Source organism: Mesorhizobium sp. (assembly GCF_041661565.1).
Taxonomy (GTDB): Bacteria; Pseudomonadota; Alphaproteobacteria; order Rhizobiales; family Rhizobiaceae; genus Mesorhizobium.
Genome location: NZ_JBAZUD010000124.1, coordinates 1 through 15352, shown reverse-complemented (window position 1 = coordinate 15352; position 15352 = coordinate 1). Strand labels below are relative to the sequence as shown.

Sequence of the window (15352 nt, the reverse complement as noted above, 5' to 3'; positions counted from 1 at the left end):
CGGTCGAAGACGATGGTTTCCTGCGGCAGCCAGGCGACGCGGCCGTTTTCGGCGACGCTCAGCCTGACCCGAACCTCGGCGCGATCGGAGGCGGCTCGATAGACTTTCTCGCAGGCCTGGGTCGTGATGGACGCGGAGCCCGCCGCTTCGATCTCCACGGCCCATCCGAGGCGATCGCCGCCGGTCATGCCGCCGGCGGTGTTGATCAGCACCGCCTCGAGCGGATCGCCTGACACAGCCGGCATCCTGATCTTGGCGGCGCCGTCCTGGTAGAGCCGGCGCAGGCGCGTGCGGCCGTCGCCGACGGCGCAGGAAAGCCGCGCCGTGCCCGCGACGCGCTGCGTCGAAATCGCCCCATGCAGGATCGTATCCATGTCTCGCACGTTAAGCACTCCGGCGGCTTTGTCGATATCCGGCCTGATATAGCTTGTTGCTTGACAAGGTCTGGGTTTCTATAGAGGGAAACACCTTGGTACGGTCATGCGGCGCTTGGCGGGGGTGCGGAGCGACGCCGGCGGGTTGATACCAGGAGAAAAAAAGGCGCTGCTCAGTTGGCGTCGGGAAACGCGACACAGTGGGGAACTACCGAATGGCCGACCAGCTGGCAACGGATATCATCGCGAAGATCAAGGCTCATGCCGAGCCGGGCGGCGAGGAGATCACCGCCAACACCGAACTGACCTCGCTTGGTATCCATTCGCTCGAGCTGACCGAAATCATCTTCGATCTCGAGGAAGAGTATGGCATCGAGATCGAGATGAACACGGTCGATGCCTGGAGCAATTTGAAGAATGTCGGCGACATGGTCGAAGCCGTCCGCGCCCTGATCGCGAAAAAAGCCTGAACTGAATGCGGACACGCGTCGTCATCACGGGTATGGGCGGCATTTGCGGCCTGGGTACCGACGCGCCCGCAATCTGGAACGAGATGCGCGCCGGCCGTTCGGCCATCGGAGCCATTAGCAGCCCGCTGCTGCATGATCTGAAGGTCAAGGTCGGATGCGAGATCAAGACGCTTCCCGATCATGGCATCGACCGCAAGCAGCTTGTATCGATGGATCGTTTCAGCCTGCTGGCCGTCATCGCGGCGCGGGAGGCGCTGCTGCAGTCCGGCGTGGTGTCCGATGAAGCCACCACCTACCGGATGGGCACCGTCGTCGGCGTCGGCGTCTGCGGCTGGGAAGCGATCGAGGAGAATTATCGCGCCATCCTGCTCGAGGGCAAGAATCGCGCTGGCATCTTCACCGTGCCAAAGGTGATGCCGAGCGCGGCGTCCGGCCAGGTCAGCATGAACCTCGGCCTGCGCGGCCCGGTCTTCGGCGTCACCTCCGCATGCTCATCGTCCAACCATGCCATCGCTTCGGCTGTCGACCAGATCAGGCTCGGCCGCGCCGATGTCATGGTCGCCGGCGGCACCGATGCGCCGCTGGTGTGGGGTATCCTGAAAGGCTGGGAAGCGTTACGGGTGCTGGCGCCCGATACTTGCCGGCCATTCTCGGCGGATCGCCAGGGCCTGTCGCTCGGCGAGGGCGCCGGCATGGCGGTGCTGGAGAGCTATGAGCACGCCATGGCGCGGGGCGCCACCATCCTGGCCGAAGTCGCCGGCGCCGGCCTCTCAGCCGACGCGTCCGATATCGTCGCGCCGACCATCGAAGGACCGACGGCCGCCATGCGCGCCTGCCTGGCCGACGCCGGGCTCAATCCCGAGGATGTCGACTATCTCAACGCCCACGGCACCGGCACCAAGGCCAATGACCAGATCGAGACGGCGGCTATCAAGCGCGTCTTCGGTGACGCCGCCTACAGGCTGTCGGTGTCGTCGACCAAGTCGATGCATGCCCACTGCCTCGGCGCGTCGGGCGCGCTGGAGATGATCGCCTGCGTCAATGCCATCCGTGAAGGCATCGTGCCGCCGACGGCCAATTACCGCGAAGCCGATCCGGATTGCGACCTCGACGTGACGCCGAATGTGGCGCGCGAACGCAAGGTGCGAGCCGCGATCAGCAACGGCTTCGCCTTCGGCGGCACCAATGCGGTGCTGGCCTTCAAGGCCGTCTAAGCGGTTCTCCTGGTATTGCTGCGGCTCACATCCGTGACGGGCAAAAGCGGCGGCGCATATTGATCATCCCTGGCCGCGTCCCTAAGTCTGGCCGACCAGCCCGGGCCGCCCTATGGCGTCAATCCCCCGATCCAGGAGTTTCCATGGCCGACCTGTCCGCCTTTCCGATCGCAACGCGCTGGCCGGCCAGCCATCCCGACCGGATCCAGCTTTATTCGGCACCGACGCCGAACGGCGTGAAGGTGTCTATCGCGCTGGAAGAACTCGGCCTGCCTTACGAGCCGCATCTGGTCAACATCGGCAAGGATGAAAGCTGGACGCCGGAATTCCTGGCGCTCAATCCCAACGGCAAGATCCCGGCCATCATCGATCCGGATGGTCCTGGCGGCAAGCCGATCGGCCTGTTCGAATCGGGCGCCATCCTGCTCTATCTCGCCGAGAAGACCGGTCTCCTCATCCCGGCGGACGCGGCGCGGCGCTATGAGACGATCCAATGGGTTTTCTTCCAGATGGCCGCGGTCGGGCCGATGTTCGGCCAGCTCGGCTTTTTCCACAAATTCGCCGGCCGCGAGATCGCCGACAAGCGTCCGCTGGAGCGCTACCGCGATGAATCGCGGCGGCTGCTCGGCGTTCTCGATGGCAGGCTTAAGGGACGCAGGTGGATCATGGGGAATGATTACACGATCGCCGATGTGTCGCTCATCGGCTGGGTGCGCAATCTGGTCGGCTTTTACGACGCGCGCGAGCTGGTCGGCTTCGATCAATTCGCCAATGTGGCGGCATGGCTGGAACGCAGCCTGGCCCGACCGGCTGTGCAGCAGGGCCTGACCATCCCGGCCAAGCCCTGAATCGATCCGCCCGGGAAACCCGGAAGGTTGAAGGCTGGAGTTGGAAGCTACTTGGCCTTCGCCTTGGCTTTCGAAGCCTCGCCCTTGCCAACCATGGACGCAGCAAGCGAAGCGGTGCCCTTGGCGGCGATGACGACGGCGCCGGCGGCGACGTTGGCAGCAGCCTTCACGGTGCGCATCGCGCTACCGGAGATCGAGTCATCCTTGGCTGCCGGCTTTCTGGGCTTCGCGGCTTTCGGCGCCGCAGCCTTGGCGGCCACCGGGACAACCTTCTTCGGCGCCGCCTTGCCGAATGCCGGCTTGGCGTCCTTGGAACGTTCGGCGACAGCCGCGGCCGCGCCGGCCTTGGCGGCGGCCTTCGGCTGAGCGGACTTTGACTGCGTGGTCTTGCTCCTGGCGGGCGCGACCTTCTTTGCCTTGGTTGCCATTGGACGGAATCCCTCTTTGCCGGAATTGAATATGCGCAATAACGGGCTGAAAGTCTTAAGGTTCCCCTTCAAGGGCGCGCAGGATCAGGCCGGCTGGCCGATCTCCAGGTCCGCGGCCCGGCGGCGCGCGAGCACGCGTTCGATGTTGGGCATGTCGTTGGAGGCGATCCAGGCTCGTGCATCCTCGTCCGAGCGGCCGTGGCCGTGCCAGCGCTCGAGCAGCCGTCGCTCGAGTTCCTCGCGCGGCACGTCGACGAAGATCGAGAAGTCGAACAGCGGCGCCAGACGCGACCACGGCTCCTCGTCGAGCAGCAGGTAATTGCCTTCCACCAGGATGAACTTGGTCCCGGCGCCGACGATCGCGGCCGCCGCGCGCGACAGTTCCATGCCGCGGTCGAAGACCGGAATGGCGATGTCGGGCTCGCCGCTCCGAATGCGCTTCAGCAGCGTCTCGAAGCCGGCGAAGTCGAAGGTTTCCGGCGCGCCCTTGCGCGCGCGCAGCCCACGCCGTTCGAGCACGATGTCGTCGAAGTGGAAGCCGTCCATCGGAACAACTTCCGCGGCACCTTCCGGCAGCAGGTCATGCAGGCCCGCCGACAGCGTCGACTTGCCCGCCCCCGGCGGCCCGGCGATGGCGACGATGAAGCGCGGCGCCTTGCCGGCGCGCTTGAAGATGGTGGCGGCGAGATGGGCGATTTCGGACATGGGAGCCTCCCTTGGCTGGTCGGCATGATGCTTCGGCGACATCTTGGCTGCACTGCGCCGAAATTTCAAACCATGTCTTTGCCCGGTTCTGCTTCAGGCGGCCGCGGTCGGCCCGATGCGCAGGAAATCGCTGTCGAAGGGAACCTCCCAGGCCGAGGCGCCCGCCAGCCGCATGCGGCCGTTCTCGGTGGTGACGGCATGCGGCGGCTCGCCACCGGACAGCGGCATGGCGCCAATGACATGGCGGAAGGAAACGCCCTGGCCTTCGCCCAGCGTGAACGCGGTGGCCACGCCTTCGCGCTTCAGCCAGTTGTCGCCGATCGAGGCGGCATGGCCGATGGCGGCGCGGCCGTCCTCGATGCCGAGCACGCCGAGGTGCCGGCCGTTCCACGGCGAATAGTCGCGCCCGCCATTGCTGAGCCACAGCATGGTGATCGGCAGCTCGGCCGGGTTCTTCAGCACCACAACCAGGTCGTCCTCGGCGCTGCGCGCCAGCGCCGTCCAGCCCGGCCCGCCATGATCGGCCTCGACCAGGGTGACGAAGTCCTCGCGGCGGTCCTCCATCCTGTATTCGGTCAGGTCGAGCGTGCCGCCGCCGGTGGCCGGGAAATGGCCGAGATCGGCGGAGCGCGCCGGATAGGCCAGCCTGAAGCGCCCGCGCGCCGGATCCGGCTCCAGCGGCTCGTCCAGCGTCGCGGCGAACCGTTTCGGCGAAAAGGCCAGCCTGCCGCCGCCCTTCATCGCGATCATCGGGTGATGGGCGACCGAGATCGCGCCACGGCCGCCGGCGAACACATGCTCCTGGTAAAGGAAGGGATGCCCGTCGCGCAGCGTCAGGATCTTGTCGACCGTCGCGCCCATCACCTTATGGCGCAGGCGGTAGACCGCGCGCCAGCCATCCGCCGTGGCAGCGCTCTCGACGACATCCCAGGCGCTGTTGGCCGGCCAGCCATGCAGCGGCGCCTCCTCGACATCGCTGCGCGAGAACGGCGCGCAGAGGAAGTCGCCGGACAGCCGCACCGTACCCTCGGGCAGGTCCTTGGGCAGCGTCTCGCGCGGCTCGTCGATCCAGGGCGCGCGATGCAGCGGCCGCAGCTGGCGCCCGCCGCTGTCGACGACCATGTCGGCGAGATGGCCGACAGTGAGGTCGAGCGAAACCGAAATTCCCTTGGCCGTGATGGTGCTGATGGTCATGGCGTTCTCACCGATTCAGAAGCCGCAAGCAGAACCCTGTTGGCGCCGCTTGCGCAAGCGCCGCGACCGGCATTTCGCATCAGGCCGTCGCAGCTGTGGCCGGACAACCCCCCGACAATCCCCGATAATCCCTTTGTATGAGCACCATTAACCAAATGGACGCGGCAATCGGGTTACGTTAGCTTCGCCGCATCTCAGCAACAGCTTGACCCGAACAGACCTGCCCTTGCCCAATTCGCGTTCCTTGCCGCTCATCCACAGAGTTTTCGCAGCCCTTGGCCTGCTGCTGCTTGTCGGCTGCACCACCGCCATGCCGCCGCCCGAATCCGTTCTGGCGGTGCCGGCACCGCAGCAGAAATACGCCGCCCTCGTCGTCGACGCCAGGACCGGCAAGCAGCTTTTCGAGGTCAACTCCACCGCGCAGCGCTATCCCGCGTCGCTGACCAAGATGATGACGCTCTATCTCCTGTTCGAAGCGCTGGAGTCCGGCCGCGTCAGCAAGGAAACGCAGATCCCGGTTTCCGACCACGCCGCCTCGCAGCCGCCCACCAAGATGCGCTTCCGGCGCGGCGAAACCATCGATGTCGATTCGGCGATCCGCGCCATCGTCGTCAAGTCCGCCAATGACGTGGCGGTGGCGGTGGGCGAATATCTCGGCGGCTCGGAGGAACAGTTCGCCGCGCTGATGACCGCCAAGGCGCGCCAGCTCGGCATGACCGGCACCGTGTTCCGCAATGCGTCGGGCCTGCCGGACGACGACCAGCACACGACCGCGCGCGACATGGCGGTGCTTGGCATCGCGCTGCATTCCCGCTTCCCGCAGCACTTCCACTATTTCTCCGAAAGCGATTTCATGTTCCGCGGCAGGCTGGTGCGCGGCCACAACGACATGCTGGGCCGCGTGCGCGGCGTCGACGGCATCAAGACCGGCTATATCAGGGCCTCCGGCTTCAACATCGTCACCTCCTACAATGCCGACGGCCGCCAACTGGTCGTGGTGGTGATGGGCGCCGACAGCGCCCGCCAGCGCAACGACCATGTCGAGGCGCTGATCCAGCGCAGCCTGTCGCCTCAAATGGCCGACAGCAAGACAAGGCTGATGTTCGCCGATCAGCAATAGGGCGCGGCGCCCCCTCACTTCGTCACCCTTCGTGGCTTCGCGACGCCGCTTCGCTCCTGCTCCGCCCGTGGAGGATGGAGCGAGGCAAGCCTCCGCCACCCGCGAGAGACCCGCAGCCGGCTATTGTCTTGCCATTGTCACGCAATCGTGCGGAAGACGTGGCGTAGGCTGCGAAATCCGCCAGTGGCTAGGCCCCGCCACCGCGGCGTATCCTAAAAGCAGAAGCCCCGACACAAGGAGCCAGCACCATGAGCACCGTCCCCAAGGCGCCCGAGCAGGCCGAGGACCACCAGAACGACAGCGGCGGCGAGTATTTCGAGGCGCCGACCACAGGCGAGGCGGAGGCCGACCCGGCGTCGGACGAGCATTTCGAGACGCCCGACGTGCCGGATTCGGAGCCGACCGCGCCGGGCGCGTCGCGCGGCAAGCCGAAGAAGAAGCCGTCGGCGATCTCCGGCCGCAAATACCGCAAGCGCGATCTCGTGCGCATCGACACGCTGCGCCCGAGCCTCGCCGACCGCATCCGCGCCGACCATCCCGACCTGCCGGCCGGCGCCCGCATCACCCGCGCGGAGCTCGGCCGCTACCGCATGCGCTACATGGAGGAGCTGCTGCAGCAGGAGCACGGCGAATTCTCCGAACTCGACCGCCAGGTGGTGGAATCGATCGCCAGGCAGGACACGATTTCGGAAAACTCGGAGGAGGAGTTCGAGGAGCACCGCACCTTCGCCGACCGCGTCTCCGACAACATGGCGGCCTTCGGCGGCAGCTGGTGGTTCCTGATCTCGTTTGCCAGCGTGCTGCTGGTGTGGATCGGCATCAATTTGATTGCCGGCATGAGCGCCGCCTTCGATCCCTACCCCTTCATCCTGCTCAATCTGCTGCTCTCCTGCATCGCCGCCGTCCAGGCGCCGATCATCATGATGAGCCAGAGGCGCCAGGAATCGAAAGACCGCCTGCGCTCCTTCAACGACTACCGCGTCAACCTCAAGGCCGAGCTCGAAGTGCGCCACCTGCACGAAAAGCTCGACTACCTCATCTCGCGCCAATGGACGCGCCTGGCCGAAATGCAGCAGATGCAGCTCGACGCCATGCACGAGCTGACCGGCGCCAGGAAACCCAAGCGCGCGCCGAGGCGCAGGCGGGCGGTGAAGAGCGAAGCGGGGGAGTGACCCTCGCGCGGCCAATCGCCAATTGCCCGTTGAAGCCCGCCCCGGCTTCCGCTAAGAAGCCGTGACCTGCCGGTTCGCCGGCCGGTTCGTTTTCCGGTTACCGGGAAGCACCCGTAGCTCAGCTGGATAGAGCGCTGCCCTCCGAAGGCAGAGGTCACAGGTTCGAATCCTGTCGGGTGCGCCAATGCTCCACGGTCCATTCCTGAATAAGACCGGCCACAGCTGGCCGCACGCAGCCAAGCGGCATGGGTCGATCGTCGGTTCTGCGCTTCATTGAAGCTAGGCAGCTGTTCCAACCCAGCCGCGGAACGAGAAGGCGGCATAAAAGAGCTCTACCTCCGCGAAACCGGCCTCGCGCAGCATAGCTTCTTCCTGGTCCGTAGGAAGCACTGGCAGTCGCTCCATCATCATCCTGCCGGCGGCTGCGGCCCGCGCCCAATCAAGCCCTACACGATCGCCGAAGGCGACCGAACGCGTCATCCAGCGTTCAGGGTTGGAGCCAGGGCCGAGTGCCCCGTGACCACAAGCTTGGCGCCCGGCCTAAGACGGCGGCGGATGTCCTTCAGCGTCCTCAGTCGCTCGTCCCGATCGAGGTGATGGAGCGTGAGCAGGCATGTCGCGCCGTCGAAAGGGCCCTCGGAGGCCTGATCGATGGTGCCCGGGATCAACTCGACGCGATCCGCAAAAGGCCGGAGAGTTTGGTGTGCAAGGTTTAGCATAGCGGGGGAGGGATCAACGCCGGTGAAGCGCCAAGCCGGCTGCGCCCCGGCGATAGCCTTGATTTCCATGCCGCCTCCCGCGCCTACAACGAGTATGTGCGCGTCTCCGGGGGCCTGTTCGGCAAGAAGCAACATCACCATTCGATGAAGATCGGCCAGCCCAGGCACCTTGCGAGGCGCATCGGTCGCATAGGAGGCGACGGCGGCCGAGTTGGCGAAAGGCGAGTGATTGTACTCCATGGCGGTCAACCCCCGAACACCAGCGAACGATGTATTGCCAGGGCGGCCATGACGCCGTCCGCACAGGCGAAGGTGACGGTGTGTCCCATCCGCGTGATATCACCCGCGGCATAGACCCCAGGGACATTGGTGGCCTTCACGTCGTCGACGGTGACCACCGATCCGAGGGGGCCGTCCTCGATAGCGCATCCGAGCCTTTCGGCAATATCACTGTTGAAGCGATTGCGTGGTCCGACGAACAGCGCGTCGATCGGTCGCTCGACGCCATTGCGGAGACGGATCGCCGACAGACCTGTTCCCTCGCCGATAAGACAATCCACGCGCTCAGCTGCGACTGTGACGCCCCTGGCGTCGAGTTTCGCCGCAACGTCTGGCTCTATCGTGCCACCATCGAGAAAGAAGGTGGTCGGCCCCCATTCGGTCACCAGCATGGCTTGATGTGCCGACATTGGTGAGAGATTGAGGACGCCGAGCTGCCCGCCGCCGAACTCGTAGCCGTGGCAATAGGGGCAATGAACAACGCTTGATCCCCAGCGTTCGGCGAGGCCGGGAAGCTCGGGAAGAATGTCGCTCACACCGAATGCCAGGACCAGCTTTGCCCCGGTCATCGTGACGCCATTCTCCAACGTCACCCGAAAACCGTCTTCATAGGGAGCAGCGTCCAGCGCCTTTAGATCGCGAAACTGCACGGTTGGATAGGCCATTACTTGTCCCCGCATGATCTCAAGCATGACCCTAGGATCGCTCCCGTCCTGGGCAAAGAAACCGTGGGCGACGGCAGCAAAGCGATTGCGCGGCGTGCCTGTGTCGAGCACAAGCACCGACCGGCGCGCCCGGGCCAGGTAGAGCGCGGCCGAGAGCCCCGCAAAGCTTCCGCCAATGATGATCGTGTCGAACGTCATATGATGCGTAACTCCATGAGTGCAGTCGGCCGTCCGTCCTGGCTGGACCCGGAGCGCCAACACATGTAACAGTTAGAGATACATAAACCCATTGGCATCATGTATCAATAGGAGATACGAATGTAGTTGGGTCAACGGCGCCGTAGCTGTCTGCGATGCCGATGCTAGAATGAGGCTGTACGATGAATCGAGATACCCGCCTTTCCGACGTCCTTCACGTCCTTCTGCACATGGACAAGGCGAACGCGCTGCTGACTTCAGATGTGCTGGCGCGCAGTATGGGAACCAATCCGGCCGTGTTCAGGCGGACAATGGCGGGGCTGCGCGAGGCGGGCCTGGTTCGTTCTGAAAAGGGGCACGGTGGGGGGTGGCAACTGGCGCGTCCGCTATGCGAGATCACGCTTCTCGATGTCTATGAGGCGCTCGGCCGCCCCAATCTTTTCGCGATTGGTAACCGCAGCGAGTGGGCCGAGTGCCTGGTGGAAAAGAACGTCAACGCTGTGATGGCAGATACAATGGCAGAGGCCGCGACCCTGTTTGCGACGCGCTTTGGCGAGATCACGCTTGACCAGATCGCACCGCGCCATGCGGTGTCCGCCAGTGTGCATTCCCACAGATGACGCGAACGACCCCTCCACGCCAGGAGGTGAGCGACTTTGGTGGAAAGCAGATCGGCAAACCCGAAACGGGACGCTCTCCCCGGCAATTGAAGGACTGTCAGCTTTCTCGAATCGCGATCAAAAGCTGCCTGACCGGAAACCGTCAAGATTGACCTCTCCAATACCAGTATAGCGCTTACAGATAATAGCAGTTCGCACGTTCGTCTTTTCCGGCGCGCCAACGGTTTTGCTGCAAGGCCCGCAAATTCCCCATCTCCCTTTGACGCGCATCAAGGCCCGCTGCCGGTGTTGGGCGGACGCTCATGCCAAGGCAGGGACATCCCTGCCGCAACAGCAGGGACGCAATCATGGACAGCATTTTGAAACAGGACATCATCGACGAGCTCGATTTTGAACCGAGCATCGATGCGGCCAATATCGGCGTGGCGGTGGCCAATGGCGTGGTCACGCTGACGGGCCATGTGCCGACCTATGCGCAGAAAAGCACGATCGAGAAAGCGGTTCGCCGCGTCAAAGGCGTCAAGGCCATCGCCGAGGAGATCGAGGTGCGTCCGTTCGGCGCCAACCGCACCGCCGACGACGAGATCGCCAGGCGCGCGGTCGACACGATCAGCTGGAACACATCGGTTCCGAGCGAGTCAGTCCAGGTCAAGGTCCAGAAGGGCTGGGTGACGCTGACCGGCAAGGTCGAGTGGCGCTACCAGAAGACGGCGGCCGCCGATGCGGTCCGCGACCTGGCGGGTGTGGTCGGCGTCCAGAACGAGATCACGGTCGAGGCGCATGCCTCGGTCCTCGACATCAAGAAGCGCATCGAGGACGCCCTGAAGCGCAGCGCCGAGGTCGAGGCGCAGGCGATCCAGGTGCATGTCCTCGACGGCGGCAAGGTCACGCTAGAAGGCCGCGTCCATGACCTGTCCGAGCGCAGCGCCGCCGCGCGCGCCGCCTGGGCGGCGCCGGGGGTCAACATGGTGGATGACCGCCTCACAATTGGCTGAGCCGCGCAGGGACGGCACCGATCATGGCGGGCGGACCTGCTCCGCCTTCCATCGGCATTTCGGTCATGGATGGCAGTCATGAAGGCAATGGTGCTTGAAAGGGTCGGCAGCCCCCTGGTCTTGACCGAGCGCGCCGATCCGATGCCCGGGCCGGGCGAGGTCCGGCTCAAGGTCGAGGCCTGCGCGGTCTGCCGGACCGACCTTCATGTCGTGGATGGCGACCTCGCGCATCCGAAGCTGCCGCTCGTGCCGGGCCATGAGATCGTCGGCATCATCGACCTGGCGGGCGAAGGCGTCGACAGGGCAAGGATTGGCCGCCGCGCCGGCGTTCCCTGGCTCGGCCATACATGCGGCGCGTGTCCCTATTGCCGGTCGCAGGCGGAGAACCTGTGCGATGATCCGCTGTTTACCGGCTACACGCGGGACGGGGGTTTCGCCACCCATGTCGTGGCCGATGCCGCCTTTGCCTTCGATCTCGACCAGGACGCCGGCGCGGTCGCGCAGGCGCCCTTGCTGTGCGCCGGCCTCATTGGCTGGCGTTGCCTGAAGAAGGCGGGGGAAGGCAAGCGGATCGGCCTCTACGGCTTCGGCGCCGCCGCCCATATCATCGCCCAGGTCTGCACCTGGCAGGGGCGCGACGTCTATGCCTTCACGCGGCCCGGCGATGACGAGGCGCAGCGCTTCGCCAGGAGCCTGGGCGCCGTGTGGGCCGGAGGCTCCGATCAGGCGCCGCCTGTTGGGCTGGACGCGGCGATCATCTTCGCGCCGGTCGGCGACCTCGTGCCGGCGGCCTTGCGGGCAGTCCGCAAGGGCGGGCGGGTGGTCTGCGGCGGCATCCACATGAGCGACATCCCCTCCATGCCCTATTCGATCCTGTGGGAGGAGTGGCAGCTGATGTCTGTCGCCAACCTGACACGGCAGGACGCGGAGGAGTTCTTTCCCGTGGCGAGGCAGGCCGGGGTGAGGACATACACCACGACCTACCCGCTCGACCGTGCCAACGAGGCGCTTGCCGACCTGCGCGCCGGCCGCCTCAGCGGCGCGGCGGTGCTGGTGCCTTAATCCAGGCCTTTCCGATCCCGCCGGACTTTCTCAAGCCGCCATGATCGCCGACTGGATCGACGCGTCGGTTTGGCCGCTCAGGTCCTTGCCGATTTCGCCGACCAGCCGTCCGGTCAGCGTGCCGTGGAAATGCTTGCGCAACTCGCCCAGGGACCGCGGATCGGCGATCACCAGCAGTTGCTGGATTCGACCGGCGAGCACTTCGGCATTGAGATGCTTGGCCGCGCCCGCGATGAAGTCGTCCTCTTTCAGCCGCCCGTCGTCGGGGTTGGCCGTGCTGCTCCGATGACGGGTGCCGGACCCCGCATGGCCGGAACCGACTTCCGGATCGGGCAGGCTGACCAGATCAACATGAGGCTCGTGCCCCTTGTTGCGGAAAAGCCGCAGCCTGCCGCCGTCGACAACGGCCACGGTGGCGCCATTTGGTAGGATCATGTCTCTCTCCGTTCAGGTTCAGGGCTTTTCGACCGATGTCACGCGATAGGTGTGCATGGTCCCCTGCGAGGTCAGCGAAACATATTCGCCGGTTAGGAAACGCTCTTCGCCAAAGCGGAAACCCGGCTCGTCGTCCTGGTCGCCTTGCTCATAGTCGAAATACCACTGGCCGCCGGGCTTGCGCCGCAGCCGGCCGATCCGGTCGTCTTCGCCGGCCCTGAAACGTCGCACGCGGCATGCCGCCTGGTGGGGCTTCCATTCTGCCGCATCCACGCGGCCATCGTCCTCGAGCGGCATCAGTATATCGTACCCCTCCTTGCTGTCGCCCAGCGGATGGCCGCGCTCGCGGGCCAGCTCCAGTCGCACGTGGCGGAATTTCGCCGTGAGGTCCTTCTTCTCGGTCATGACGTCTCCTTCGCTCATGGCTCGTGATTACGCCTTGCCGGCAGTAGCACCTTGATCCGCGTCAAGTGCTTGGTCGGCGGTCGCGACGCCTTGATACATCGCAAGGATTGGCGGCGGCGCTTCCGATATCGGGGAGCAGAAACCGGAGCCCGCTCATGACCATTCGCAACCTTCACCATGCCATGACGGCGAAGTCCGTCGCCGTGATCGGCGCGTCGACCCGGCCTGGCTCCGTCGGCCGCGTCGTGCTCGACAACATCGTCAAGGGCGGGTTCGCAGGCGAGATCTGGCCGGTGAACCCGGGATACGCAGCGATAGACGGGCTGCCCTGCCACGCGCGCGTCGCCGACCTTCCCGGCATTCCCGACCTCGCTATCATCGTGACACCGGCAGCGACGGTGCCGGGCCTTATCCGCGAGCTTGGCGAGAAGGGAACCCGCGCCGCGGTCGTCATCACCGCCGGGCTGACGCATGAAAACGGGCTGAGGCAGGCAATGCTCGACGCCGCGAAGCCTTATTTGTTGCGCGTCATCGGCCCCAACACGGTCGGGCTGATGGTTCCACCCCTGATGCTCAATGCCAGCTTCGCCCATATGGCCGCGGCACCGGGCGACATCGCGCTGCTGTCGCAGTCCGGCGCGATCGCCACCGCGCTGATCGACTGGGCGGCCGACAACGGCATCGGCTTCTCGCGCATCGTCTCGCTTGGCGACATGGCCGATGTCGATGTCGGCGATTGCCTCGATATGCTTGCCAACGACCCGGGGACGCGGGCGATCGTGATGTATCTCGAATCCGTCCCCAACCCGCGCAAGTTCATGTCGGCGGCACGCGCCGCCGCCCGGCTGAAACCGGTGATCGCCATCAAGCCGGGCCGGCATGCCGAAGCCGCGAAAGCCGCCGCCACGCACACGGGCGCCCTGTCGGGAGCGGATCGGGTGGCGGACGCCGCCTTGCGTCGCGCCGGGATCCTGCGCGTGGATGACCTCGCCGACCTGTTCGACGCAACCGAAACGATCGCGCGCTTTGCCCCGCTGGAGCGCGCCAGGGTGGGCATCGTCACCAATGGCGGCGGCGCCGGCGTGCTGGCCGTGGACAGGCTGATGGATCGCGGCGGCGAGTTGGCGACGCTTGACGCCGACACGATCGCGGCTCTCGACCTGGCCATGCCGGCGAACTGGTCTCGCGCCAATCCGGTCGACATCATCGGCGATGCTCCGCCCGAACGCTACCGCGCCGCGCTCGAGGCGGTGGCGGCCGATCCGGGCACGGACGTGCTGCTGGTGATGAATTGCCCCACCGGCGTCGCCTCGTCGGCGGATGCCGCGGCCGCGGTCGCTTCGCTGGTCCGCGACGGCACCATTGGCGGGAAACCCGTGCTCACCTGCTGGCTGGGCGAGCATACCGCCCGCGAGGCCAGGCGGCTGCTGCGGCAGGCGGGGGTTGCGACCTACGAGACGCCGGCCGCCGCGGCCACCGCCGTTTCCTATCTGATCGACTGGTCGCGGGCGCAAAAGGCTCTCTCCCGCGTGCCGTCCGTGCAGGACGATGGGGCCACGCGCGACCATGCGACGGTGCGGTCGATCTTCCGGATGGCCGCGGCCGACGGACGGCGCATGCTGACCGAACCCGAAGCCAAGGCCGCCATTGCCGCCTACGGCATTCCGGTGCCGGAGACGGTGGTGGCGGCTACCGACGATGAGGTCGGGCGCGCGGCGGAACACCTGCTGAAGAGTTCGCAAAAAGTCGTCGTCAAGCTGCTTTCCAAGACTGTGACGCACAAGTCGGATGCGGGGGGCGTGGTGCTGAACATCGAGACCGCGCAAGGCGCGCGCGAGGCGGCCGGGGCCATCCGCCGGCGCATCCGCGAGAACCTGCCCGATGCCGGCATGGAAGGCTTTGCCGTGCAGCCGATGATCCATCGCAAGCATGCGCAGGAGCTGATCCTTGGCATCAGCCGCGATCCCGTCTTCGGGCCGGTCGTACTGTTCGGGGCAGGCGGCGTGGCGGTGGAGATCATGGACGATACCGCGATCGCGCTGCCGCCGCTGGACGATGTGCTGGCGGGCGACCTGATCGCCCGCACACGGATCGGCCGGTTGCTCGCCGGCTTCCGCGACCGCCAGCCGGCCGATGACATGGCCATCAGGCGCGCGCTTTGCGGGCTGTCGCGGATGATCGTCGATTTCCCGTGCATCATCGCGATGGACATCAACCCGCTGCTTGCCGACAGCGACGGCGTCATCGCGCTCGATGCCCGCATCGAGATCGACCCGGCGGCGGTCGAACTGCCCGGCCCCAACGCCGATCTCGCCATCCGTCCCTATCCGGCGGAATGGGCGAAAGATGTGCGTCTCGACGACCGGACTTACCATGTGCGGCCGATCCGGCCGGAAGATGCCGCGCTCTATCCCGATTTTCTCGCCAAGACATCGCCGGATGATATCCG

Annotated in this window: 17 protein-coding genes and 1 tRNA gene; 10 read left to right on the top strand and 8 right to left on the bottom strand. The window is 65.7% G+C overall.

Going from position 1 to position 15352, the window contains the following annotated elements; all coding sequences use genetic code 11:
* A partial coding sequence (locus WC739_RS19495) for an urease accessory protein UreD (RefSeq protein ID WP_372954662.1) occupies window positions 1-374 on the bottom strand: 374 nt, incomplete at its 3' end.
* Window positions 375-589: 215 nt separating this feature from the next.
* Between WC739_RS19495 and WC739_RS19490 the strand changes: the two genes are divergently transcribed.
* From WC739_RS19490 to WC739_RS19480, 3 genes are all read left to right on the top strand, one after another.
* Window positions 590-844, top strand: coding sequence for an acyl carrier protein (locus WC739_RS19490; RefSeq protein WP_224665779.1), 255 nt, complete (start codon window positions 590-592; stop codon window positions 842-844).
* Window positions 845-849: 5 nt separating this feature from the next.
* Window positions 850-2058: a beta-ketoacyl synthase gene (locus WC739_RS19485; RefSeq protein ID WP_372954660.1), complete on the top strand. Its 1209-nt coding sequence runs from the start codon at window positions 850-852 to the stop codon at window positions 2056-2058.
* A 143-nt stretch (window positions 2059-2201) separates the two neighbouring features.
* Window positions 2202-2906 (top strand): glutathione S-transferase family protein, encoded by a 705-nt coding sequence (locus WC739_RS19480; RefSeq protein ID WP_372954659.1) that lies wholly within the window; start codon window positions 2202-2204, stop codon window positions 2904-2906.
* A gap of 47 nt (window positions 2907-2953) precedes the next feature.
* Here the strand turns inward: WC739_RS19480 and WC739_RS19475 are convergent, their stop codons facing one another.
* The 3 genes from WC739_RS19475 to WC739_RS19465 all read right to left on the bottom strand — a co-directional run bounded on the left by WC739_RS19475 (window position 2954) and on the right by WC739_RS19465 (window position 5233).
* On the bottom strand, window positions 2954-3334 hold the full coding sequence (locus WC739_RS19475; protein ID WP_372954658.1) for a hypothetical protein: 381 nt from the start codon (window positions 3332-3334) through the stop codon (window positions 2954-2956).
* 84 nt (window positions 3335-3418) lie between these two features.
* Window positions 3419-4039 (bottom strand): nucleoside triphosphate hydrolase, encoded by a 621-nt coding sequence (locus WC739_RS19470; protein ID WP_372954657.1) that lies wholly within the window; start codon window positions 4037-4039, stop codon window positions 3419-3421.
* Between the two features lie 93 nt (window positions 4040-4132).
* Entirely contained in the window at window positions 4133-5233 is a 1101-nt protein-coding gene (locus WC739_RS19465; RefSeq protein ID WP_372954656.1) for a hypothetical protein, read from the bottom strand.
* Between the two features lie 205 nt (window positions 5234-5438).
* Here WC739_RS19465 and WC739_RS19460 point away from each other — a divergent pair, with 205 nt between their 5' ends.
* From WC739_RS19460 to WC739_RS19450, 3 genes are all read left to right on the top strand, one after another.
* Window positions 5439-6353 (top strand): D-alanyl-D-alanine carboxypeptidase family protein, encoded by a 915-nt coding sequence (locus WC739_RS19460; protein ID WP_372954655.1) that lies wholly within the window; start codon window positions 5439-5441, stop codon window positions 6351-6353.
* A gap of 248 nt (window positions 6354-6601) precedes the next feature.
* Complete coding sequence (locus WC739_RS19455; protein ID WP_372954654.1) at window positions 6602-7525, top strand: DUF1003 domain-containing protein; 924 nt, start codon at window positions 6602-6604, stop codon at window positions 7523-7525.
* 107 nt (window positions 7526-7632) lie between these two features.
* A tRNA-Arg gene (locus tag WC739_RS19450) sits at window positions 7633-7709 on the top strand.
* A gap of 292 nt (window positions 7710-8001) precedes the next feature.
* Here the strand turns inward: WC739_RS19450 and WC739_RS19445 are convergent.
* Together WC739_RS19445 and WC739_RS19440 are read right to left on the bottom strand one after the other, a co-directional pair.
* Window positions 8002-8484: a class I SAM-dependent methyltransferase gene (locus WC739_RS19445; protein WP_372954653.1), complete on the bottom strand. Its 483-nt coding sequence runs from the start codon at window positions 8482-8484 to the stop codon at window positions 8002-8004.
* Window positions 8485-8489: 5 nt separating this feature from the next.
* The gene (locus WC739_RS19440) at window positions 8490-9386 is read right to left on the bottom strand and encodes an NAD(P)/FAD-dependent oxidoreductase (protein WP_372954652.1); all 897 of its coding nucleotides are present in this window, start codon (window positions 9384-9386) and stop codon (window positions 8490-8492) included.
* A gap of 182 nt (window positions 9387-9568) precedes the next feature.
* Here WC739_RS19440 and WC739_RS19435 point away from each other — a divergent pair, with 182 nt between their 5' ends.
* The 3 genes from WC739_RS19435 to WC739_RS19425 all read left to right on the top strand — a co-directional run bounded on the left by WC739_RS19435 (window position 9569) and on the right by WC739_RS19425 (window position 12063).
* A complete protein-coding gene (locus WC739_RS19435; RefSeq protein WP_372954651.1) occupies window positions 9569-10006 on the top strand; it encodes an Rrf2 family transcriptional regulator in 438 nt (145 codons plus the stop codon).
* 344 nt (window positions 10007-10350) lie between these two features.
* On the top strand, window positions 10351-11001 hold the full coding sequence (locus WC739_RS19430; RefSeq protein ID WP_372954661.1) for a BON domain-containing protein: 651 nt from the start codon (window positions 10351-10353) through the stop codon (window positions 10999-11001).
* Window positions 11002-11079: 78 nt separating this feature from the next.
* Window positions 11080-12063 carry a zinc-dependent alcohol dehydrogenase family protein gene (locus tag WC739_RS19425; RefSeq protein WP_372954650.1) on the top strand — a complete coding sequence of 328 codons (984 nt, stop codon included), beginning with the start codon at window positions 11080-11082 and terminating at the stop codon, window positions 12061-12063.
* A gap of 30 nt (window positions 12064-12093) precedes the next feature.
* Here the strand turns inward: WC739_RS19425 and WC739_RS19420 are convergent, their stop codons facing one another.
* Together WC739_RS19420 and WC739_RS19415 are read right to left on the bottom strand one after the other, a co-directional pair.
* Entirely contained in the window at window positions 12094-12498 is a 405-nt protein-coding gene (locus WC739_RS19420) for a host attachment protein (RefSeq protein WP_372954649.1), read from the bottom strand.
* A gap of 18 nt (window positions 12499-12516) precedes the next feature.
* Window positions 12517-12903, bottom strand: a complete 387-nt coding sequence (locus WC739_RS19415) for a hypothetical protein (RefSeq protein WP_372954648.1) — start codon at window positions 12901-12903, stop codon at window positions 12517-12519.
* Between the two features lie 155 nt (window positions 12904-13058).
* On the opposite strand from WC739_RS19415, the gene WC739_RS19410 reads away from it, so the two are divergent.
* On the top strand, window positions 13059-15352 hold a 2294-nt coding region (locus WC739_RS19410), incomplete at its 3' end, for an acetate--CoA ligase family protein (RefSeq protein ID WP_372954647.1).

Bases quoted from the DNA above. Each gene is read 5' to 3' on its own strand.
- WC739_RS19490 (WP_224665779.1), top strand. From the start codon at position 590: ATGGCCGACCAGCTGGCAACGGATATCATCGCGAAGATCAAGGCTCAT.
- WC739_RS19485 (WP_372954660.1), top strand. From the start codon at position 850: ATGCGGACACGCGTCGTCATCACGGGTATGGGCGGCATTTGCGGCCTG.
- WC739_RS19480 (WP_372954659.1), top strand. From the start codon at position 2,202: ATGGCCGACCTGTCCGCCTTTCCGATCGCAACGCGCTGGCCGGCCAGC.
- WC739_RS19475 (WP_372954658.1), bottom strand. From the start codon at position 3,334: ATGGCAACCAAGGCAAAGAAGGTCGCGCCCGCCAGGAGCAAGACCACG.
- WC739_RS19470 (WP_372954657.1), bottom strand. From the start codon at position 4,039: ATGTCCGAAATCGCCCATCTCGCCGCCACCATCTTCAAGCGCGCCGGC.
- WC739_RS19465 (WP_372954656.1), bottom strand. From the start codon at position 5,233: ATGACCATCAGCACCATCACGGCCAAGGGAATTTCGGTTTCGCTCGAC.
- WC739_RS19455 (WP_372954654.1), top strand. From the start codon at position 6,602: ATGAGCACCGTCCCCAAGGCGCCCGAGCAGGCCGAGGACCACCAGAAC.
- WC739_RS19445 (WP_372954653.1), bottom strand. From the start codon at position 8,484: ATGGAGTACAATCACTCGCCTTTCGCCAACTCGGCCGCCGTCGCCTCC.
- WC739_RS19440 (WP_372954652.1), bottom strand. From the start codon at position 9,386: ATGACGTTCGACACGATCATCATTGGCGGAAGCTTTGCGGGGCTCTCG.
- WC739_RS19435 (WP_372954651.1), top strand. From the start codon at position 9,569: ATGAATCGAGATACCCGCCTTTCCGACGTCCTTCACGTCCTTCTGCAC.
- WC739_RS19425 (WP_372954650.1), top strand. From the start codon at position 11,080: ATGAAGGCAATGGTGCTTGAAAGGGTCGGCAGCCCCCTGGTCTTGACC.
- WC739_RS19420 (WP_372954649.1), bottom strand. From the start codon at position 12,498: ATGATCCTACCAAATGGCGCCACCGTGGCCGTTGTCGACGGCGGCAGG.
- WC739_RS19415 (WP_372954648.1), bottom strand. From the start codon at position 12,903: ATGACCGAGAAGAAGGACCTCACGGCGAAATTCCGCCACGTGCGACTG.